The sequence below is a fragment of the Nostoc favosum CHAB5714 genome (genome assembly GCF_020829495.1).
GTDB lineage: Bacteria > Cyanobacteriota > Cyanobacteriia > Cyanobacteriales > Nostocaceae > Nostoc > Nostoc favosum.
This window is the reverse complement of sequence record NZ_JAIVFQ010000032.1, coordinates 54,157-75,275: the sequence shown is the minus strand read 5'-3', so window position 1 is coordinate 75,275 and position 21,119 is coordinate 54,157. Positions and strand designations below refer to the sequence as shown.

General features: G+C 42.4%; 15 protein-coding genes and 3 pseudogenes. 9 read left to right on the top strand and 9 right to left on the bottom strand.

Going from position 1 to position 21,119, the window contains the following annotated elements; translation table 11 throughout:
* Window positions 1-9: 9 nt before the first annotated feature.
* Window positions 10-1,506, bottom strand: coding sequence for a hypothetical protein (locus LC586_RS20585; protein WP_229486560.1), 1,497 nt, complete (start codon window positions 1,504-1,506; stop codon window positions 10-12).
* Window positions 1,507-1,813: 307 nt separating this feature from the next.
* On the opposite strand from LC586_RS20585, the gene LC586_RS20580 reads away from it, so the two are divergent.
* The 7 genes from LC586_RS20580 to LC586_RS20550 all read left to right on the top strand — a co-directional run bounded on the left by LC586_RS20580 (window position 1,814) and on the right by LC586_RS20550 (window position 11,809).
* Window positions 1,814-4,282, top strand: coding sequence for an ATP-binding protein (locus tag LC586_RS20580; protein WP_229486559.1), 2,469 nt, complete (start codon window positions 1,814-1,816; stop codon window positions 4,280-4,282).
* Window positions 4,283-4,334: 52 nt separating this feature from the next.
* Window positions 4,335-4,790 (top strand): response regulator, encoded by a 456-nt coding sequence (locus LC586_RS20575; protein ID WP_229486558.1) that lies wholly within the window; start codon window positions 4,335-4,337, stop codon window positions 4,788-4,790.
* Between the two features lie 282 nt (window positions 4,791-5,072).
* Window positions 5,073-6,830 carry an ATP-binding protein gene (locus tag LC586_RS20570; RefSeq protein ID WP_229486557.1) on the top strand — a complete coding sequence of 586 codons (1,758 nt, stop codon included), beginning with the start codon at window positions 5,073-5,075 and terminating at the stop codon, window positions 6,828-6,830.
* A 111-nt stretch (window positions 6,831-6,941) separates the two neighbouring features.
* Window positions 6,942-7,970 (top strand): S66 peptidase family protein, encoded by a 1,029-nt coding sequence (locus LC586_RS20565; RefSeq protein ID WP_229486556.1) that lies wholly within the window; start codon window positions 6,942-6,944, stop codon window positions 7,968-7,970.
* Between the two features lie 221 nt (window positions 7,971-8,191).
* Window positions 8,192-9,829 carry an NAD(P)/FAD-dependent oxidoreductase gene (locus LC586_RS20560; protein ID WP_229486555.1) on the top strand — a complete coding sequence of 546 codons (1,638 nt, stop codon included), beginning with the start codon at window positions 8,192-8,194 and terminating at the stop codon, window positions 9,827-9,829.
* Between the two features lie 637 nt (window positions 9,830-10,466).
* Window positions 10,467-11,135, top strand: a complete 669-nt coding sequence (locus LC586_RS20555) for a PEP-CTERM sorting domain-containing protein (RefSeq protein ID WP_229486554.1) — start codon at window positions 10,467-10,469, stop codon at window positions 11,133-11,135.
* A 314-nt stretch (window positions 11,136-11,449) separates the two neighbouring features.
* Entirely contained in the window at window positions 11,450-11,809 is a 360-nt protein-coding gene (locus LC586_RS20550) for an SDR family NAD(P)-dependent oxidoreductase (protein ID WP_229486553.1), read from the top strand.
* Window positions 11,810-11,834: 25 nt separating this feature from the next.
* Here LC586_RS20550 and LC586_RS20545 read toward each other — a convergent pair whose 3' ends face one another.
* The gene (locus LC586_RS20545; protein ID WP_229486552.1) at window positions 11,835-12,959 is read right to left on the bottom strand and encodes a THUMP domain-containing class I SAM-dependent RNA methyltransferase; all 1,125 of its coding nucleotides are present in this window, start codon (window positions 12,957-12,959) and stop codon (window positions 11,835-11,837) included.
* Window positions 12,960-13,269: 310 nt separating this feature from the next.
* Between LC586_RS20545 and LC586_RS20540 the strand changes: the two genes are divergently transcribed.
* Window positions 13,270-14,667: a hypothetical protein gene (locus LC586_RS20540; protein ID WP_229486551.1), complete on the top strand. Its 1,398-nt coding sequence runs from the start codon at window positions 13,270-13,272 to the stop codon at window positions 14,665-14,667.
* A 189-nt stretch (window positions 14,668-14,856) separates the two neighbouring features.
* On the opposite strand, the gene LC586_RS20535 is transcribed toward LC586_RS20540, so the two are convergent.
* Window positions 14,857-15,744, bottom strand: coding sequence for a UTP--glucose-1-phosphate uridylyltransferase (locus LC586_RS20535; protein ID WP_229486550.1), 888 nt, complete (start codon window positions 15,742-15,744; stop codon window positions 14,857-14,859).
* 160 nt (window positions 15,745-15,904) lie between these two features.
* On the bottom strand, window positions 15,905-17,086 hold the full coding sequence (hemW, locus tag LC586_RS20530; RefSeq protein WP_229486549.1) for a radical SAM family heme chaperone HemW: 1,182 nt from the start codon (window positions 17,084-17,086) through the stop codon (window positions 15,905-15,907).
* 405 nt (window positions 17,087-17,491) lie between these two features.
* Here hemW and LC586_RS20525 point away from each other — a divergent pair, with 405 nt between their 5' ends.
* Window positions 17,492-18,568, top strand: coding sequence for a PIN/TRAM domain-containing protein (locus LC586_RS20525; RefSeq protein WP_229486548.1), 1,077 nt, complete (start codon window positions 17,492-17,494; stop codon window positions 18,566-18,568).
* 63 nt (window positions 18,569-18,631) lie between these two features.
* On the opposite strand, the gene LC586_RS20520 is transcribed toward LC586_RS20525, so the two are convergent.
* The 5 genes and pseudogenes from LC586_RS20520 to LC586_RS20500 all read right to left on the bottom strand — a co-directional run bounded on the left by LC586_RS20520 (window position 18,632) and on the right by LC586_RS20500 (window position 20,942).
* Entirely contained in the window at window positions 18,632-19,426 is a 795-nt protein-coding gene (locus LC586_RS20520; RefSeq protein WP_229486547.1) for an Rpn family recombination-promoting nuclease/putative transposase, read from the bottom strand.
* 447 nt (window positions 19,427-19,873) lie between these two features.
* Window positions 19,874-20,137, bottom strand: a pseudogene (locus tag LC586_RS20515) (VOC family protein); the annotation flags it as partial.
* Between the two features lie 126 nt (window positions 20,138-20,263).
* A pseudogene (locus LC586_RS20510) lies at window positions 20,264-20,386 on the bottom strand (VOC family protein); the annotation flags it as partial.
* 41 nt (window positions 20,387-20,427) lie between these two features.
* Window positions 20,428-20,672, bottom strand: a pseudogene (locus tag LC586_RS20505) (response regulator); the annotation flags it as partial.
* An 84-nt stretch (window positions 20,673-20,756) separates the two neighbouring features.
* The gene (locus LC586_RS20500; RefSeq protein WP_229486546.1) at window positions 20,757-20,942 is read right to left on the bottom strand and encodes a hypothetical protein; all 186 of its coding nucleotides are present in this window, start codon (window positions 20,940-20,942) and stop codon (window positions 20,757-20,759) included.
* Between the last annotated feature and the right edge of the window lie 177 nt (window positions 20,943-21,119).

The following is a 21,119-nucleotide window of genomic DNA, read 5'->3' as shown; positions in this document are numbered from 1 at the left end:
AGTCTTTTCTCAAACATACCCGTGCTCCAAAGAAGAAGAAAGATCCTCCAAAGTATGACCCTCAGCATCCACATGTTTCCACTGCCAAACTTTTAGCGACTGCAAAAAAGTCACCTTGACAGGGCTACTGTAAGCAGTTACCTCATCAATGATGCCATCCTGATTATTATCAATCTTTTGTGTAGTTAGTTTTCCTTTAGCATTGTAGCTATAGATACCAACTGCATCAATTACACCATCATTATTGAAGTCATAACTGGCGGTTGCGCGTCCATAGGTATAGGTATTGACTTTATCAGCTATGCCGTCTGTCTTGTAGTCATAGATACCATTAATTTCGCCCTCGCCTTTATAGTCTTGGCTAGAGGATATCAGTTTGCCCTTGGCATCATAAGTATAGGTTGTGACACTATCAGCTATGCGATCGCCATTGTAGTCTTCGCTAAGGGATATCCGATTGCCCTTGGCATCATAAGTATAGGTATAGAGATAATCAATTGAGGGGGGGTTCTCGGTATCGCCATTATAGAAAAAATCAACTATGCCGTTGCCGTTATAGTCTTTGCTTTCCGATGTCAGGTTGCCGTTGACATCATAAGTATAGGTTTTGATATAATCAACAAACCCGTTGCCGTTCTCGTCTTGGCTAAAAAATGTCAACTTCCCGTTGACATCATAAGTATAAGTATAGGTTGAAACAAAATCAGCGATGCCGTCGCCGTTGTTGTCACGACTAAGGGATGTTAGGTTGCCCTTGGCATCAAAAGTATAAGTTGTCACATAATCAGCGATGCCGTCACTGTTGAAGTTAATGCTTTGCCGTGTCAGCAGGTTGCCCTTGGCATCATAAGTATAATTGGTGACAAAAGCAGCAATGCCGTCGCCGTTGATGCCACTAGAGGATGTATTGTTGCCCTTGGCATCATAAGTATAGGTTATGACAAAATCAGCGATGCCGTCGCCGTTGTCGTCACGACTAAAGGATGTCTTGTTGCCCTTGGCATCATAAGTATAGATTTCGATATAATCAGCGATGCCGTCGCCGTTGTCGTCACGACTAGAGGATGTATTGTTGCCCTTGGCATCATAAGTATAGGTTGTCACATAATCAGCTATGCCGTTGCCGTAGTCGCCACGGCTAAAGGATGTCTTGTTGCCCTTGGCATCATAAGTATAGATTTCGATATAATCAGCGATGCCGTCGTCGTTGTAGTCAGTACCAGAGGATGTCTGCTTACCGTTGGCATCATAAGTATAGATTTCGGCATAATCAGCGATGCCGTCGCCGTTGGTGTCCTGACTAAAGGATGTCTTGTTGCCCTTGGCATCATAAGTATAATTTTCGGCATAATCAGCGATGCCGTCGCCGTTGCCGTCAAAGGTATAGTATGTAAGGTTATAGCCGTAGTTAATAACTGAGTCTATTGTCCTATCACTGTTGTTGTCTATGCTCTGGGATAGGAGTTTGCCGTCGGCATCGTAAGTATAAGTTGTGGTTGAGTCCATAAACTTATGTTCCCAAATAAATAAATATTATTTATATAGCTCCAGTTGGGTAGTGCTATGTTTTTTTAATGAAAATTATTATTTTAAGAGTACTAGCGAAAATACTGAATATGAGAATTTTACCAACATCATAAATGCTTTGCAATTAATGCTGAATACAGAAATTACTCAGTCGCAGTAAATACCCTTGTTTTGTGAATAGCATTTACAAAAAATTTCTTCGCATTCATACTACTCGGCATATACTTTAAAGAAATGTGACATTTAATTGCGCTATTGTAAAAATCAGCTTTACATAAGTTGATTTATGAGCCAGCCTGAAAATACTACTACCCAAGCTACTGCTCTGACTAACCACGATCGCAAACCTATTCACATACCTGGCTCTATTCAACCTCATGGCGTTCTACTGGCACTCAGTACTCAGCTAGAGATACTGCAAGTTAGCAACAATACCCAAGAACACTTGGGCAAAGAGCCAGAACACTTGTTCGGCAAACCATTGAGCTATTTGCTAGAAGCTCAACAAATAGAAACTGTAAAGCAGTGCTTGGTAAAAAAAATTGGCAGTCCTAATGCTTTTAAAGTATCAATAAATACTTTGCATCGGCAAAAAGATTTTGACGCTATTGTTCATCGTACAGAAGAGGCTGTGATTCTGGAGTTAGAACCGACAGACTCAAAATCTGAGGTGAGTTTTTTAGACTTTCATGCTTTGGCGGGTGAAGCGATCGCAAAAATGCAGAGAACATCAAACCTGATAGAATTTTTGCATGTAGTGGCACAAGAAGTCCAAAAAATTATCGGTTTTGATCGGGTAATGGTCTATAAATTTGACCAGTCGGGAGCGGGTTGTGTTGTTTCAGAAGTCAAACGGGAAGATTTATCACCTTATTTAGGACTCCACTATCCCGCTACAGATATTCCAGCGCAGGCTAGGGAGTTATACACGCGCTGCTTTCTCCGATTTCTCCCCGATTTGACTGCCGAACCTGTTAAGCTAGTTCCACCGGAAAATCCGACAACACATCAGCCTCTTGACTTAAGCTACTCTGTGCTACGAAGTTTTGATTCGTGTTGTGCTGAATATCATCAAAATATGGGAGTAAAAGCTCTTTTGGTGATTTCGCTTATTCAAGAGCAGAAGCTTTGGGGATTAATATCTTGCCATAATTTAACACCAAAGTATATTTCTTACGAAGTGCAGAAAATGTGCGAATTTTTGGGACAGATTGTGTCTTCTGAATTAGCGCACAAAATTAGTTATTCGGAATGGAACTATAAGGTAAAACTCAAATCACTACAGTCTGATTTCCTAGAGTCTATTTCCCAGGCAGATAATTTTATCGATGCTCTAATTAAACCTGAAATCCGCTTGCTCGATCTTGTTAGTGCCACTGGAGCGGCGGTTTGTCTGGATAATGAAATTACCCTTGTGGGAGCAACACCGAATATTCGTGAAGTTCGGGCGTTAATTGAATGGGCGGATACCCAAGTTAATGACAACCTATTTTCCACTGATTCTCTGCCGAAGCTTTACCCAGAGGCGCTCATATTAAAAGATACTGCCAGTGGCTTGCTGCTACTGCGAATTTCTAAAGTCCGGCGTTATTATATTCTTTGGTTTCGCCCCGAAGTTATCCAAACGGTAAACTGGGCAGGTAATCCCAACGAATCCATTCAAGCTCAAGCAGATGGTAGCATTAGCCTATCTCCACGAAAATCCTTTGAACAATGGCAAGAAACGGTTAGATTAACTTCTCTACCTTGGGAAGCTTGTGAACTTGAGAGTGCGATCGCTCTGAGTAATGCGATCGTTGGTATTGTACTATCTAAGGCGGATGAATTAGCTAAAATCAACCTGGAGTTAGAGCGCAGCAACCAAGAACTCGCATCTTTTGCCTACGCTGCTTCCCATGACCTCAAAGAGCCTTTGCGGGGAATTTATAACTTCTCAACGGTGCTGCTAGAAGACTATGCCCAAGTATTAGATGATGACGGAATTGAGTGCTTGCAAACAGTAGTTTCCTTGTCTGTACGCATGGAAACTCTAATTAATGCTCTACTGCGGTTATCGCAGTTAGGACAAGCACAACTGCGAGAGCAAGCAACTGACTTCAACGAATTGGTTACTCAAGTGATTGAAGTCTTTCGTGCTAGTCGCCAAGACTCTGGACTTGTGGATATTCGCATTCCTCGGCCTTTACCAACAGTTCAGTGTGACCGAGTTCTCGTTAATGAAGTCTTCAGTAATCTCCTGGGTAATGCGTTTAAATACAACGATAAGCCAGAGCAATGGGTTGAGATTGGCTACTTTTCTCAAGAAGAGGAGCAGGGAGCTCTTAGCTGGGAGCAGGGAGCAGGGGGAGCAGGGGGAGCAGGGGGAGCAGGGGGAGCAGGGGAAGCAGGGGGAGCAGGGGGAGCAGGGGGAGCAGGGGAAGCAGGGGGAGCAGGGGAAGCAGGGGAAGATGAACTATTGATTATTGACCAATCCCTAATGCCCAATGCCCCATACTCAATTCCCCATGCCCAATTCCCAATCCCCAATCCCCAATCCCCAATCTTTTATATCCAAGATAATGGTATTGGAATTCCACAGCATCACCTAGAAACCATCTTTCGACTCTTCAAGCGGCTCCACTCCCAGGAAAAGTACGGTGGAGGAGCAGGTGCTGGACTAGCTATTGTTAAGAAGATTGTTGAGCTTCATAACGGCCAAATTTGGGTTGAATCTACCGTAGGCGTTGGCTCAATTTTCTATTTCACGCTGGAATAGTTTAAGATAATAACCAAATATATATTTTTGTTAAGCTCTTTTAAGACTACGAATGACAAAAAAACTTCATGAACCTCTGCTCGTTGTTGAGGACAGCAATGAAGATTTTCGGATGCTACAACGTCTGATGCGGCGCATGTCCGTCCAGAACCCCATACATCGTTGTACTAATGGGGATGAGGTTTTAGACTTCCTCTATCAACAAGGAAGCGAAGCCTTACGCAACTCTAAAGTAGCACTAAGACCTTCTGTTATCTTGCTCGATCTGAATTTGCCAGGTATTGATGGCCGTGATATTTTAGATCGGCTCAAGCAAGACAAGAGTTTCAAGGAAATCCCCATCGTTGTTTTTACCACATCATCTAACCCCAAGGATATTGAACTGTGCTACCAAAAGGGTGCAAATGGATATCTAGTAAAGCCGATGGATGCTCAGGAATTAAAAAAGACGATTCAAGCATTCGTGGACTATTGGCTTGAAGCCAATATGCCGCCAGCCTTGGATTAATTTGTTTATTCTCTCTTGATGAAGCAATAGGGAAAAAAGGATAACAAAGGAAACGCCTTGGAGGACACAGAGACATTTTCCTCTTTGACTCACTGTGTCTGCTTGTCTGTTTTAGATGCGTTTTCCCCATTTTGTTATTTATCTTACCGCTTAAATTACTTTAGAATTTCTAAAGAATTTAGATTTTATTTACACTTATTTTATATTATTTTTAGAATTATGCAATAAAAACATAATCTGGATAAAAGGGATCTACATGGCTCCCCAATCCTCATACTTAATATGTTGGACACATGGACACTACTCATCATCGATGATTGTGCAGCAGATCGAAAAATCTATCGTCGATATCTGTTGAAAGATCCGCACCAGTCTTACCAGATTTTGGAGGCAGACTGTGCAGAAGAAGCACTTGCTTTGTGCCAAAAAATGCGCTTTGATGTCATCCTGCTGGATTTTTGCCTACCTGATATGAGTGGGTTAGAACTCTTCGATCAGATGCAGCAGAAGATATTTGAAACTTCTGTCCCTGTGATTATGCTGACAGGGCGTGGTGATGAAGAGATAGCTGTGCAAGCAATGAAACGGGGTGCTTTGGATTATTTAGTCAAGCAACATCTGACACAGGATGTACTGCAACTAACAGTCCGCAACGCCATTAAGCAATCGTGCTTGCAAGCCCAACTCTACAAAACTCAGGAGAGACAGCGCTTAATTGCCACCACTGCTTTAAGAATTCGCCAGTCTCTTAACCTAGAGCAAATTTTGAATACGGCTGTAGCTGAGGTACAGCAACTTCTGAAGTGCGATCGCGTGATAGTCTATCAGTTCGCCCCAGATGCCGACGGTAAAATAGTTGCCTCCTCAGTTGAGCCATGCCGCACTGTAGCATTGTGCGATCGCGTTGGGGTGGGGGACTGGGGGGTGAGGACTGGAGACAAGGAGACAAGGAGACAAGAAGACATACTGATAACTAGGGAAGAGTTTTCCCAATCCCCAATCCCCACTACTTCGGCTTCGCTCAGTACAAGTCCCCAATCCCCCATCCCTTATATCTATGAGCTTGGCTTGTGTAATTGTGTCAGCCTAAAAGAGCAATTTAATACTAAGGCAAATCTAGTAGTTCCCATTAATCTGAGTAACAATGGGAACCCAAACCCCAAACTCTGGGGTTTATTGATTGCTCACCATAATTCCGGGGAACGACAGTGGCAAACTGATGATGCCCAAATGCTCAATGAAGTTTCGGTGCAACTAGCGATCGCCATTCAACAAGCGGAATTGCTAGCCCAAACTCAAGCATCACTTGCCAAAGAAAAGCAACTCAATGCATTTAAATCGCAAATTATTGCAACAGTTTCCCATGAGTATCGAACGCCGCTAACTTCAATTCTGGCTGCTGCATCAACTTTGGTCAAACATAGCCAGCAACTAGATGAGTCTAAACAAGAAAGGTTCTTAGGAATTATTGAACACAAAGCCAGGTATATGTCCAAACTTGTGGATAATATGCTTCTGGTTAATCAATTTGAACTAGAGAAACCCAAGTTTAAACCTATTTTGCTCGATTTACTGCAATTTTTTTCTGACTTGATAGAACAAGAGCGAGAAACAGTAGGCGATCGCCACGAATTGATTTTTCAAATTACTGGTAATAACCAGGACTTTTGGGGCGATCGCGGACTTTTGCAGCAAATTTTTACTAACTTAATATCCAATGCAATTAAGTACTCTCCAGATGGAGGTACTGTAGAATTCCACCTCATCGGCAAAGAATCACAAGTAATCTTTTATATCAAAGATCAGGGAATTGGTATCCCGATGGCAGATCAAGAAAATTTGTTTCAATCCTTCAGTCGTGGAAGTAACGTTGACACAATCCCCGGTACAGGATTAGGGCTAGCGATCGCTAAAGCTTGCGTAGAGTTACACGGTGGCAATATTACCTTGTCTAGTCAAGTAGGGCAAGGAACTAAAGTTACAGTCAGCTTACCGAAGATATGCCCAATAGGTCAACTATCCCCATCATCAAATTCCTAAATTTTTAATTTTTAATTCTTAATTTTTAATTCCCCGAAGGGGTTGACTTCCGCCTTGCGGTACTAGCTATTAGGAAAACAGTCCTATTGCTTAGTCCTCAACTCAATGCTTATGAATATCAAACGCCGGGAATTTCTCACAACCTGTGGATTTGCTATCTTCGCTACCCAGATACCAGAAGCACTTACCGCCCAAGGTAAGCCATCTCCAAACACCAGCCGCAAGCCCCCCCAGATGCAAGCTGGCGATACCGTAGGATTGATTTCCCCTGCGGGTATCGTTGACACTAAAGACATCGAAGCAGCGCAGCAATCGATTTCACAGTTAGGGTTAAAAGTCAAGTTGGGAAAGCATATTTTAGACCGTTATGGCTATTTAGCGGGTAAAGATGCCGATCGCGCCCAGGATGTAAACTTGATGTTTAGCGATCGCACCATAAAAGCAATTATTCCCATGCGTGGTGGTTGGGGTTGTAATCGCATTTTACCCTTACTCAACTACTCGCTAATCCGCTCGCATCCGAAAATTATCATAGGTTACAGCGATATTACGACGCTGTTATTGGCAATTAATGCCCGTAGTCAAATGATTACTTTTCATGGGCCAGTTGCCACCTCTACCTGGAATCAATTTACAGTGGATTACTTCAAGCGCATCCTATTTAATGGTGAAGCGGTGACTATGCAAAATCTCAACCCTAGCGAAGTGCGGATAGAGATAATAGCACCGGGAAAGGCGAGGGGTAAACTTGTGGGTGGAAACTTGTCAGTGCTATCAGCGATGGTAGGTTCACCTTACCTACCTTCTTGGAACAAAAGCATCCTGTTTGTGGAAGAAGTTGGCGAGGATGTTTATCGTATAGATAGGATGCTGACGCAGTTAAAAACTGCTGGGATACTAAACCAAATTGCTGGCTTTATCTTTGGGCAATGCACTAAATGTAGTCTTGGAGATGAACCGTCATTTACATTAATGCAAGTATTGCAACAACACATACTTCCTTTAGGTATTCCTGCTTGGTATGGTTCAATGATTGGTCATATTAAGGATAAATTTACTTTACCAATCGGTGTGGAAGTGGAAATAAATGCTGAACTTGGGACAATACGAATGTTAGAGGCGGCTGTTAGTCTTGTTTAACGCGATATATCTTATCTGTCTAATTAGCCATCATAAAAGACCTCTAAGAAGGTTTTACTACGCAAAACCGTCCCTCTCCGACTCGGAGAGGGAGAGAGTTGAACTTTAGTTCAAGGCAGGGAGAAGTTTATCGAACTCACGTTTGTTTGAGCCACGAAAATCAGCCGCCTCGCAGTGATTTTGATTAAGATTTTGATAGACAGTATGCATTTCTCCTCGCCATGTTACGACTAACAGAAGTAAAGCTCCCGCTTGATCATCCTGAAGATGAGATCAAGACTGCCATCCTCAAAAAGCTGCAAATCACGGACGAAGATTTGATCAGCTATTCCATCTTCAAGCGTAGCTATGATGCCCGTAAGAAAGGAGAGATTACTTTTGTTTATATTCTGGATGTAGAAACGACTCTGGAAACTCATCTACTTAAGCGCCTGAAAAAAGATCCTCATGTGATTGCCACGCCAGACATGAGTTATCGCCCAGTGGCACAAGCACCGAGCAATTTGGCGATTCGCCCCATCGTGATTGGTACTGGCCCTTGTGGCTTGTTTGCGGGTTTGATGCTCGCGCAAATGGGCTTTTGTCCCATCATTTTAGAACGTGGCAAACAAGTCCGCGATCGCACTGCTGATACTTTTGGCTTTTGGAAGAAAAAATCAGACTTCAACCCCGAATCTAATGCCCAGTTTGGTGAAGGTGGTGCGGGTACATTTTCCGATGGCAAACTCTACAGTCAAGTCAAAGATCCTCAGCATTATGGGCGCAAAGTACTAACCGAACTCGTCAATGCCGGAGCCTCACCGGAAATTCTCTATATCAACAAACCGCATATCGGCACCTTCAAACTGGTGGGAATCGTCCAAAGTATGCGTGCCAAAATCGAATCCCTCGGCGGTGAAATTCGCTTTCAAAGCCGGGTGGAAGATATTAACATCGAAAATGGACAGGTGCGGGGAGTTACCCTCGCCAGTGGGGAATATATCGCCAGCGATTATGTCGTTCTCGCAGTAGGTCATAGCGCCCGTGATACCTTCCAAATGCTATTTGATCGTGGAGTTTACATCGAGGCGAAACCTTTTTCCATCGGCTTTCGGGTCGAACATCCCCAGACTCTCATCGACCAATGTCGTTTCGGCGCTCAAGCTGGTCATAAGCTTTTAGGTGCTGCCGATTACAAACTGGTTCACCACTGCCAAAATGGTCGTTCCGTCTATAGTTTTTGTATGTGTCCGGGGGGTTTAGTGGTTGCAGCCGCATCAGAGCCGGGGCGACTTGTCACCAATGGAATGAGCCAATACTCTCGCAATGAGCGCAATGCCAATAGTGCGATTGTTGTGGGCATCACCCCCGAAGATTATCCGGGCAACGCCTTAGCGGGAATTGACTTCCAACGGCGCTTGGAAGAACGGGCTTTTGAGTTGGGCGGTGGAACTTATGAAGCTCCAGGGCAGTTGGTGGGAGACTTTCTCAACCATCGCCCTTCTACAGCATTTGGCACTGTTAAGCCGTCTTATACACCTGGGGTACATTTGGGTGATTTGAGTGAGAGTTTACCAGATTATGCGATCGCCGCCATCCGTGAAGCACTTCCCGCTTTTGACAAACAAATTAAAGGATTTGCGATGGATGATGCCGTGTTGACTGGGGTAGAAACCCGCACTTCATCACCGATTCGGATTAAACGCAAAGAAGATTATCAGAGTTTAAATACAGTCGGACTTTATCCGGCTGGTGAGGGAGCCGGATACGCAGGGGGAATCCTCTCGGCGGGTATCGATGGCATCAAGGTGGCAGAGGCAGTTGCTTTAAGTATTTTAAGGAATTGCGTAGTTTACCGCCGTAGGCATCGTAAAATCTGAAATAGTGAATGCGATATCTACGGGAAGCTGCCCTAACACAAAGTACAAGCAATTGAGAGCAATCAGCTTGGCTATGACTGGATTTTAATCATTGCTGATATCTTGCTGTGCCGTATTAAATTGCTGGACTAAATAGCTTATAGGTTAATTGGTACTTTGAGAATTGCAAAAAATATTGATTGAGAGAATGCTTACCTAGCAAGCTTTTCAGTCAAGTGGGTAATTTTCGGTACGATTGCTCATTTTACTTTTGACACTTCGACTTCGCTCAGTGTTAACTTTTGACTTCCCCGAACGCGAACAGCGTCTCCAAGAGTTGGGGCTGACCCCTTTTTCAAATGCATTGTGTTTTCCTTCACAATTGCCCCCGTGGTGATTCCGATTAAGGAGCGCTACATTTATTTTTTATGTAAAGTTTCAAAGTTTTTACTGAGGATATAATCCCTACTTTATCAGGAGATTAAATAAGCGGCGATTGTTTAAATATCTGATAAAAATGACGCCAGATTAAGGACAAGGAAAAATAACTAAGTATAAGATTCAAAGTATCGGAGTAGGGACTATTATTCCAAAGTAAATATTTAGTAACTACATCAATAACAATCCATATTGAACAGAGTTTAAAACAGAGAAAAAAATGAGAAAAAGTTTTTCTTTAATATCAACTTCAGTTTTATTATTTACTGGAATCGCTTGTACTTCAATTGCTGCGCCAGTATATGCTGCCTCAGGTGGCAACAGTGGTAATGCTGGAGGCGGTCAAACTTCTTCACCAATATGTAGCCTTAGTGATATTTCGCTAGGAGGAGTTTTAGCTACAGCTTGTGATGGCGCAAATACTGGTAATGACACAGGGGCACAAGGTACTTTGCTCCCTGACTTAAATAATGGTCTGTTTAGCAGCTTTGTTGGTACTGGTGTGCAATGGACTTTAGCTGGCAAATCTGATGACCCGAATCCCTTTGCGATTACAGCAGCCAATAACTCTAGTTCTGGCACATGGGGTTTGGGAGCAGCATTGCCCAGTAACACGTTTGTAGTTAGCCTTAAAACAAGTACTGCTTATAGTGCTTACCTATTCAAAGATTATGATTTCTCTAAAGGTTTAACGGGAGTATTCAATACCATTGGTGTTGCTTTAAATGGGAGTGGAAATGCAGGAAAAGGATTATCTCATGCCTCATTATTTGTCCCTAAGATAGGGACAAATCCCCCTCCTACTTCCGTTCCTGAACCTGCTTCTTTGTTGGGTCTTGGTTTAGTAGCAAGTGGAATGGTAATGGTTCGCCGCCGTCGCGCTATCTGATTACACATTCTTAGGATTTCGTGGAATACAAGACTGAAACTACTTCAGAGGTTGAAGTAGTTTCAGTCTTGATCATCAAAATCTTGAGGCTGCAAGTTATAAAGTTATATCATGTCCGCATAATTAGTTATGCTAACCACAGTCATTACACCCCACCCCCAACCCCTCCCCGCAAGCAGGAGGGGAGACAAAGCATAGCTTTGACTCTTTGGGGTTCTTCGGGTTTAATAAGCAATCAAGCGGACATGATAAGCTGATATGCGTCTAAATTATATAAACATTCTTTATAATCGTTGACGGTTGACGGTTGACGGTTGACGGTTATCGGTCATCAGTCAACGGTCAACAGTCATCAGGTAAATGTACTAGTTTTATGCGTAACAGCTTATTACAGATCAGATAATTTCACCCTCGCGGACTTTGATCGAACCTTCGCTATTAACGTGCGTGCCGTGTTTGTTGCGATGCAGGCCGCAGTCAAGCACATGAAAGAGGGCGAACGCATCATCAACATAGGCAGCACCAACGCCGAACGTATGCCATTTATTGGCGGCGTTTATGCCATGAGCAAATCTGCTCTGCAAGGGCTGGCTCGGGAACTATGGGTCATTTCGGAAATAGTTAAGGCAACATTAGTTAACAACGATCGCCTTAAATATCCTGCGAAAGCATAAATCGCAAAATCTGCTCGATTCTGTCTTAATACAACTCATATTTCATTAACTGACAGGGCAACGTTCCGTTGTACACCGCAATTCGCTGGGATGATTTTAGTCCAATCGATTGAGACAGTTCCTTGTTGCCACTCAACACAAACGCAGTCCAGCCTTTGAAGCGTTGTTTCAGCACATCGCCCAAAAGTTTATAGAACGCCCCTAAATCACTATCTCGCCCCAGGCGTTCGCCATAAGGTGGATTGCAGAATAAAACCCCACTGTCTGCGGGGGCAACAACATCAGCAAGCTCCATTTGAGAAAACCATACATGGTTATCAACGCCGCAGTTTTGAGCATTGTGAATCGCTTGCTCGATTATATTTTCATCGCGATCGCTTCCCCAAATAGGCGCGGTCAGGGTATCCAGTTGGCTATCCTTAGCTTCTTGGAGCAGCTTTTCTAAAAGGGATAAATCAAAATCGAGCCAATTTTCAAATCCAAAGGAATCCCGAAACAGTCCTGGTGCTATGTTCAGTGCCTTTAAGCTAGCTTCCAAGGGTAAAGTGCCAGATCCACAGAGAGGGTCATAGAACATCTGGTTTGGCTCCCAGCCCGAAAGCTGAATCAGGGCAGCAGCCAGAGATTCCTTTAGAGGGGCTGCTCCAACCGCAGGACGGTAGCCTCGGCGATGCAGACTATTTCCAGAACTGTCGAGTTTAACGGTACAAAAGTCACGTTCAATATGAACATTGATCCGCACATCTGGATCATGAAGCTCTACATTTGAACGCTCACCCAGATTTTCTTTCTGCTGGTCAACGATCGCATTTTTGATCTGGAGAGATGTGAAGTGGGTGTGATTGAGGCGATCGTTTTTGCCCGTAGTATTCACTGCCAGCGTCATGTCTGGCGTGAGATACTTTTGCCAATCGATACTCTGGATGCCGCGATAGAGATCCTTGGCATCAAGGCATGTAAACTCATAGATATTCACCAAGATTCGGAACGGCAGCCTAGCCCAGATGTTGACGCGATAAAGCAGAGTGCGATCGCCCTCAAAGGCTACACCGCAAAACCCAGGCTCCACTGAATGAGCACCCAGTTGCTCTAACTCCTGAGCCGCGAGGGTTTCTAATCCACGAGCAACCGTTGCAAAATACTGATTCATCCTCTAATCCAAAGCATTGTCTTCACTGCTGGCCCATTGACGCACTTTAGCTTAACTCATATATTGTGACATTCTCTCTCGTTAAGTCTGCGATTATAACGTTAGTAGGGTACAACCAATTAAATAACAAGCCCCAGACAAACGAAATCAAGCCTGAGTAAGGACAAAGCAAATATTTGTTGAAAGAGATTATATTTTCTTCAGTTTAAGTACTATCTTAAATCAATTAACCTTGCTAATATCAAGCTGAAATAGTGTTCAGGCATTTTGCAATACAACCGATTAATAAAAATAGCCACAGGGAAAAACTATGACTTTAGTATCTGATATTGTTCTGCTCAAAGACTTAACATCGTCATCAGATGACGATTTGGGCAAGCTAAAAGCCGTACTTCCTGGGACGGTAAATCGGTTAACCAACCCGATGTTAGCAAGGATCTTTGGTAATGACCTGAAATTTGGTATTGCTTCTTTCAAGGATAAGCCAATTCCGCCTTTTGGGGGTTACGCTGACTATGTATATCAAGCAGAAGTCGCTTTGACAAATAATGTAACAACAGTCAAAGACAAAATCTTTGACTTTGCAGCTTTTGGTGGCAATGATGGGCCCGAATCACAATTAGACGCACTTTTGTACGCAGCTTTAGATAGCGGTGGCAGTCTCGGCTACAGAGTAGGTTCATTTCGTGTTGTCATAATAGCCACCGATGCTGTTTATCACGTTGCCGGCGATCGGGCAGCAGTTAGTCCAAGTGATACTATTGCCAATAATGGAGATGGTGTAATTGATCCTAATGAAGATTATCCAGAGATTGGACAAGTAAAAACTGCGCTAGAAGCAAATAACATTATTCCAATTTTTCTAACTACGAGTGATGTTGCACTCGATTACGAGATACTAATTACCCAGCTTGGTCGAGGTGGTGTAGTGACTCTTGGTTCTAAAAGTGAGAATTTTGCTGATGCGATAAAAGAGGCAGTTGCTCGAGCCAAAAATGTGATAAGTACTGATATTGTTACGACAAATGGAGATGATACCTTTAATTGGGGGAATTTTCCGGCTGGCAATCAGGTTATTTTTGCTGGGGACGGTGATGACAATATTTCGCTTTCTGGTGTTATTGGCAACCATTACATTGATGGGGGAGCAGGTTCTGACATCCTTATTGGTGGAGATGGTGCAGACAGAATAGATGGGGGTAGTGATGACGACAACCTTCTGGGCGGCAACGGTGATGATATTCTTTTTGGCAGTAGTGGAAAAGATATTCTGATCGGGAATAAAGGCAACGATTACCTACAGGGAGATAGTGGGGACGACTTCTTAAAAGGAGGCGCTGGTTCAGATAAGTTTGCATTTGCAACAGGATCAAAGTTTGATATTAAGGAACTCGGAGTTGATATTATTGGTGACTTCAATCCTAAGCAAGACAAGATCCAACTATCTAAATATACCTTTACCGCTCTAAGTAACTCATTCTTCCCAACTGAATTAAATTCCGCAGACTTTGCCACAGTAACAAACGATACTTTAGCAGCAATTAGTAGTGCGTTGATTGTTTATAATAGCGCAAATGGTAGTCTCTTTTATAACCCCAATGGTTCGGCGGATAATTTTGCTGAGATTAATTCCGGCGGTAAATTTGCACAATTGGGTGCTACCTCCTTTCCTGCTCTAACTAGCGCTAGTTTTGAGGTAGTTTTTTAAGGAGGCAGTAGGAAGGAAGTAGAAACTCTTTGTGTCTGATTTTGAGTCCTGCATTTTGTACCTCATCTACTTGAAAACTGCTTTAACAAAAAAACAGGAGGCTGTCATCAGGGGCAAACTAATACTGTGTGTTTGAGCCATCTCAAAAAGTGAGATGCTCCCAGAGAAACGAATTGAACTGAAATTAATTTATAATTTCCTAAAATCAATCATTGTCTGACGATAAGCATCTGGCAAACCTGTATCAAAACACTTGCCTTTAACAACATATCCTGTCATTCCCTCTTCCTGACACAATCTATCAAGACAAGATGTTAACTGAAATTCGCCTCGTTCTCGGAAATTTTGGTTGATGTGTTCTGTTAAAAAGTCAAAAATTTTTGGCGTTAGTAAATACAAACCAAATATACATAAAAACTCATTTTCTGCCATTCCCTGTACACGCAAATGTTGTTGTGCATACTCAATGGTAGGTTTTTCATAGAGTTGTGTAACTTTCAGAATCGAGTTTAACTCTTGCCAAACTCCTGTTACACACCCAGATGTATGAAGAATTTCTGCTGGCGTTGTAGTTAAGCTAACAACGCTTTGATTAACTTGTTCATAAACATCTAAAAGTTGACTAGCACAAGATTTGTCAATATCAGATGCATAAATGTGGTCGCCCAACATTAGCAAAAACGGTTCATCTTGTACCCAATCTTGGGCACAAAATACCGCATGACCATAACCTAATTGCTCCTCTTGCAATAAAATTGTAATTTTGCTACCTAAATCTTCGAGATATTGGCTATATTCTTGATTTTGCGGTGAAAGTTTATCTAAAAGTTCTTTTTTCGGTGGTTTTTTCAAAAAATCCTCAAATATTTCTTTGTCATCCGGCTGTACCACAATCCCCACTTCTGTAATTCCAGCACTAATTGCCTCTTCAATAATTGCTAAAATCACAGGTTTTGCCCTACCATCTCGATCAATAATCGGAAAAAGTTCTTTTTTTACAACTTTAGTAGCTGGAAACAACCGAGTCCCAAAACCAGCTACCGGAATCACAGCTTTTCTAACTTTATTTTTCTGCATCAATCCTCAATCCTCATCAGCTTAAAATCTCCCCTCCTCTCTCTGTGCCGCGCCAGTTGCTAAAGAGCGGGAACGCTAAGAGCGTAGCTTGCTTCCCCGTAGGGGTACAAGTCTCTTAACCGCAAGGGCGCACTGGCAACTCTATTGCCTCTGCGGTTCGTCATTCCAACTTCTCAAACAACTCCGCTAACACCACATTAGAAAACAAAAAACCTTGGGGATCAATCAAACGCAACCTTCCCCCTGCAACTTCCACCCAACCTTTATCAAAATACTCTTGTAAACACCAGCAAATCTCCTCCACCTTCTCTTCCCCAAACGCCTCCGCCAACGCCGCTAAACTCAAACCCTCCGCCAAACGCAACCCCAACATTAACGTTTCTAACAATACTTCCTTTGGGGGAGTCACATCACAATCAATCACACCGCCAGCTTGTACCCACTGGTAATACTCCCTAGTTTTACGGGGACGAGTGAAGCGTTTCCCGTCAACATAACTCGCCGCACCCATACCAAAGCCATAGTAAGGGCGGTTTTCCCAATAGACTCGATTATGCCGACACTGATGACCAGGTTGAGCATAATTAGAAATTTCATAATGCTCATAACCTGCACTAGTCAAAACCTGCTGCCCCATCTGGTACATTTTGACTGTGGCTTCATCCGTGGGCATTGGAGTATCGCCAGGTTTGTAGTAACGACCAAAGGCTGTACCTGGTTCGATGGTAAGATCGTAGATGGAAATGTGAGTGGGTACAAGCGCTACCGCTTTTTCTAGGGAATCCTGCCATTGATCCAAAGACTGATGCGGCAACCCAGAAATTAAGTCTAAGCTAAATTCGGGAATCTCGACTTGGTGGATTAGTTCCACAGCTGCGAAAATATCTTCAACTGAGTGCGATCGCCCCGCCCTTTGCAATAATTCTGATTGAAAGGCTTGTACACCCAAACTTACCCGGTTCACGCCGACATTGCGATAGCCTGCTATATGGGCTAAATCAAAGGTGGCTGGGTCAATTTCCATAGAAATTTCTGCCCCAGACGCAATACCAAAATGCTTCTCTAGTTCTGTTACTATCCGTTGTAACTGCTCTATTGATAGCAGTGAAGGAGTACCACCACCAAAGAAAATTGTCTTCAAGGGTTGACCTAATGCTGGTGTAATGGCAATTTCTTGACATAGCACCTCAACATATTGGGAGATAGTACCAGATGTTTCGCCCCGCAAGCGATCGCCCACAACAGACACCGGGAAATCACAATAAAAACACCGCCGTCTGCAAAAGGGAATATGCACATAGGCAGAACTCGCAATTTCAGAAATACTAAATTTTTGACTCATTTTGCGAAAAGATTAAGTTAAGCCAACTGCGAATTAGAGACAATGAAAATGAGGTAAGAATTCAGTCCTTCTGGAGTCAGGAACCAGAATATTTGTAAAATCAAGCGTGCAATAACTTCTTGATTTTATTAAAATTATTAAGTTTGGGTATCAAAGTCTTCTTAATTCTGACTTCTGGATTCTGGATTCTGAATTCTTACAAAATGAGTAGTTTTTTTACAAGTTTTTGTCGTATTACAACGAAACAATGAAAAATATGAAGATAAAAGCCTTTGGTTATAATAATTGCAGATATTGCCCTACTAAACCCTTAGTGTAAGTCAATATTGATGAGTTTATCTTACCGATGAAATAAAAAATACTTAACTTTATCGGTTACCACAGTTGCAGGAAAACAAGACAACCATGCTTGACGCCATTATTATTTTTTCATTCATCCTGGCAGCGTCGGGAATAGGGTTCTACAGCATTGAACTACTGCCCAATGGCACACTAGATCAGGTAACAAATCTTGAAGCATTACGCTTAGTTGTTGCCGTCTTTGCCGCTATTATTGGTGGTGCGATCGGGCTGAGTTTCCAGACGACATATCGTCGCCTAGAATCACAAATCAAAGAAATGCCTCTGGAAGTGATTTTAACTCGTGCGATCGGCTTAGTGATTGGGCTATTGCTAGCTAACCTGATGCTAGCCCCACTATTTTTGTTACCCATCCCGGCAGATTTTGGATTTATTAAGCCACTGGTGGCAGTTGTCGGTAGTATTATCCTCTCCGTCACTGGCATGAATTTGGCAGACACCCACGGGCGAGGCTTATTGCGGTTTATTAATCCCAACACCGTCGAATCGATGGTTGTGGAAGGAACGCTAAAACCCGCCAATACCAAAGTTTTAGATACCAGTTGCATTATTGATGGTCGCATTGAAGCATTACTAGAAACAGGGTTTTTGGAAGGGCAAATTCTCGTACCGCAGTTTGTCTTGCAAGAACTCCAACAAGTAGCCGATGCTAGTAAAGACCAAAAGCGGGTGCGGGGAAGACGAGGACTAGAAATTCTCAACCGCATTAAAGAAGAATATCCCGATCGCATCGTGATTAATACAATTGACTACGAAGATATTCCCACAGTCGATGCCAAGTTGGTGCGCTTTGCCCAAGAAATTAGCGGTACATTGCTAACCAACGACTACAACTTGTCTAAAGTCGCTAGCGTCCAGAAAGTACCTGTTTTAAATGTAAATGATTTAGTGAACGCCGTCCGTCCCAGTTATTTACCAGGCGACAACCTTGATTTGAAAATTCTCAAGGAAGGCAAAGAACCCAGTCAAGGTATTGGCTACCTAGATGACGGCACAATGGTTGTTGTTGAGGAAGGTAGCAGTTATGTGGGTGGTGAACTGCGAGTAGTAGTCACCAGTGCTTTGCAAACTACAGCAGGAAGAATGATTTTTGCCAAACCCCAAGCTTCAGCATTGGCGTGAACCAATGGGATGTTTAATTCGAGTCACACTTAGTAATCGGTGCAGTCAACCTGCACCGATTATTTATTGATTGGACTCACCAGACTCACTTGCCTGTAAATACTGTAACTGCTCAATTGATAACCCTGTCAATCTTGCTATTTGTTCTAATGGCATACCAGTATTAAAAAGATTGCTTGCCACTTCAAGTAAAGCTTCAGCTTTGCCTTCAGCTTTGCCTTCAGCTTTGCCTTCTTCTAAAATATCTTGATAAATCACTGACTCGCGCATAATATCTGACCTCAAAACTCGTCTGATAACCTCTTTGTCTAATACTAAACCAGCTAAAATCGCCGTGGAAGCAGCAATATTACTTTGATTTCTTGATTTTGTCATACTATTAATTTCCCGTGCAACTTGGTTAAGCACGGATTCTGGATCAATTGTACTACTCAAAACCGCAAAGGGTAACAGTCCAGACGTTCTCAGAAATACTTCGGTTGGTTGTTCCCAAAGTCTGATAACTGAAAATTCATGGCGTGTCCCAGCAATTGTAAATGTATTTTGTTGCACCAACTCTGAATTTGTCTGCTTTAGATAAATTACAACTTGATGCATTGCTTTGTGTGGAAAGCGGCGATACACTCGCAACCGATAGTCAATCATCCGAAAAGGAATTTCCGCATCAGCTTGGGTTTGAAATTCCAAATGTAAGATGTTTTGCTCCGACTGTAGCAGAATTAGGGCATCAGCCCGAATGGGTTCGAGAGATAATTCTTTTGGACTGAGTTCGGTTAAAGTAATAGGTTCGCCTAATAACCAACTGGCGAAGTCGCTGGAGAAATTTTCAGCTAAAAATTTGCAGATATTGTCAAACATTTGAGAATTTTACCAAATAGCTCACTCATTTGCTATTTATGTGAAATATGATGCAAACACTCACCGGAGGCGATCGCTTAAAAGAATAATTTATAATTATACTCGATAGTGTTCGTGCAGCGTTTCATAGAAAGCGTAATTACGAATTAATTAAACTGGTGTTATGAGTTGTTAGCATTCTGAGTATTATGAAGCGCATTTGCACTATGGTTAATATTTTTACAATAACTTCATTATCTGCTTTTGTATTTGCTAGCACCACTATTTTATTGCTCGTGCAGACAGTCACAGCTAAACCAGTACAGACAAAAAAGCAAGTCAATCAACCAATACCATTTAACTCAAGAGTACGAATATACCAATTTGGGCAGCAATCAGCCGTAATTACGCGCTTGGCGATCGCTTCACTATCTATAGTGATGACAAGTTCGCCCGTCAGCACTAATTTTAACGCTCATAAATTTCTAATGGTAAATTATCTGGGTCTTTAAAGAAAGTAAATTTATTACCTGTAATCTCATCAACTCTGATATTTTCTACCTCTAACCCTTTTGATTTTAAATAAAAAACAGTTTCCTCAACATCATCAACTTGAAAAGCAAGATGTCTTAAACCACAAGCCTCCGGTTTACTAGGTCGTTCTGGAGGATTTGGGAAAGAAAATAGCTCTATTTGAGCATTTTCTCCAACTTTTAAATCTAATTTATAAGACAATACAGTTCAGTTAAGCATTTCTTTCTTTTCTTCCTTTGCGTTCTTTGCGTCCTTTGCGGTTCGTTAAAAAAATTGACTTTGACTAATATTTAAGCCTTAACTGAACCGTATTGATTTATAAGAATTTCTCTGGGTGCGAAAAGTCTCTTGAATAATCGGAAAGCCTAAAACTTCTACATAAAATTTTTTGGAGCGATCGTAGTCAGAACAAATAATAGCTACATGATGAATACCAGTGGTTTTCATTTGAATTTCTCAAGCTAAAAAGGTATTATCCCTAGAACAAATTAAAACCTTCCCGTTCGTCCTGTCAGACTGGCAATCACCGTCGCTAACTCGGCTGCTTCTACGGGTTTCGGAAGATGCATCTGAAAGCCTGCTAACAAAGCCTGTTTGCGATCGTCGCTTCTTGCAAGTCCCTTAGTGCAACGGCTGGCATCCGACCGCCACGCTGGGCTTCAAGTTGCCGCAGTTTCCGAATTAGGGAGTAGCCATCCTCATTCGGCATCCCAATATCGCTCACTAAAACATTCTCAATCGTAGCTCAATCAGTTTACCCGTTATACATCTTGCATCACAGTATCGAAACTGAGTAAAAGTGTTACAAAGCCGTGGCTTAATTTTCCCTAATTGCGATCGCTACGCCCGCACTTCGGCTGCGCTCAGTGACCACCGCAGGCATCGTAATATTTAACTTAAATTCATATTCAATCAGCAAAAAGGCATATTGCTTTCTCAAAACTTCATATTCAATCAGCAAAAAGGCATATTGCTTTCTCAAAATGCTTGATTGCTTTCTCAAACCCCAGTTTGCTTTCTCATTTCAGTAGATTCAGCAAGCAAAAAGACATATTACTTTCTCAAACCCCAGTTTGCTTTCTCATTTCAGTAGATTTAGCAAGCAAAAAGAGATATTGCTTTCTCAAACCCCAGTTTGCTTTCTCATTTCGGTAGATTTAGCAAGCAAAAAGAGATATTG

Coding starts and splice junctions, on each gene's coding strand:
- LC586_RS20560 (WP_229486555.1), top strand. CDS start 8,192: ATGTTACGACTAACAGAAGTAAAGCTCCCGCTTGATCATCCTGAAGAT.
- LC586_RS20565 (WP_229486556.1), top strand. CDS start 6,942: ATGAATATCAAACGCCGGGAATTTCTCACAACCTGTGGATTTGCTATC.
- hemW (WP_229486549.1), bottom strand. CDS start 17,086: ATGAGTCAAAAATTTAGTATTTCTGAAATTGCGAGTTCTGCCTATGTG.
- LC586_RS20540 (WP_229486551.1), top strand. CDS start 13,270: ATGACTTTAGTATCTGATATTGTTCTGCTCAAAGACTTAACATCGTCA.
- LC586_RS20545 (WP_229486552.1), bottom strand. CDS start 12,959: ATGAATCAGTATTTTGCAACGGTTGCTCGTGGATTAGAAACCCTCGCG.
- LC586_RS20575 (WP_229486558.1), top strand. CDS start 4,335: ATGACAAAAAAACTTCATGAACCTCTGCTCGTTGTTGAGGACAGCAAT.
- LC586_RS20520 (WP_229486547.1), bottom strand. CDS start 19,426: ATGTTTGACAATATCTGCAAATTTTTAGCTGAAAATTTCTCCAGCGAC.
- LC586_RS20525 (WP_229486548.1), top strand. CDS start 17,492: ATGCTTGACGCCATTATTATTTTTTCATTCATCCTGGCAGCGTCGGGA.
- LC586_RS20580 (WP_229486559.1), top strand. CDS start 1,814: ATGAGCCAGCCTGAAAATACTACTACCCAAGCTACTGCTCTGACTAAC.
- LC586_RS20535 (WP_229486550.1), bottom strand. CDS start 15,744: ATGCAGAAAAATAAAGTTAGAAAAGCTGTGATTCCGGTAGCTGGTTTT.
- LC586_RS20555 (WP_229486554.1), top strand. CDS start 10,467: ATGAGAAAAAGTTTTTCTTTAATATCAACTTCAGTTTTATTATTTACT.
- LC586_RS20585 (WP_229486560.1), bottom strand. CDS start 1,506: ATGGACTCAACCACAACTTATACTTACGATGCCGACGGCAAACTCCTA.
- LC586_RS20570 (WP_229486557.1), top strand. CDS start 5,073: ATGTTGGACACATGGACACTACTCATCATCGATGATTGTGCAGCAGAT.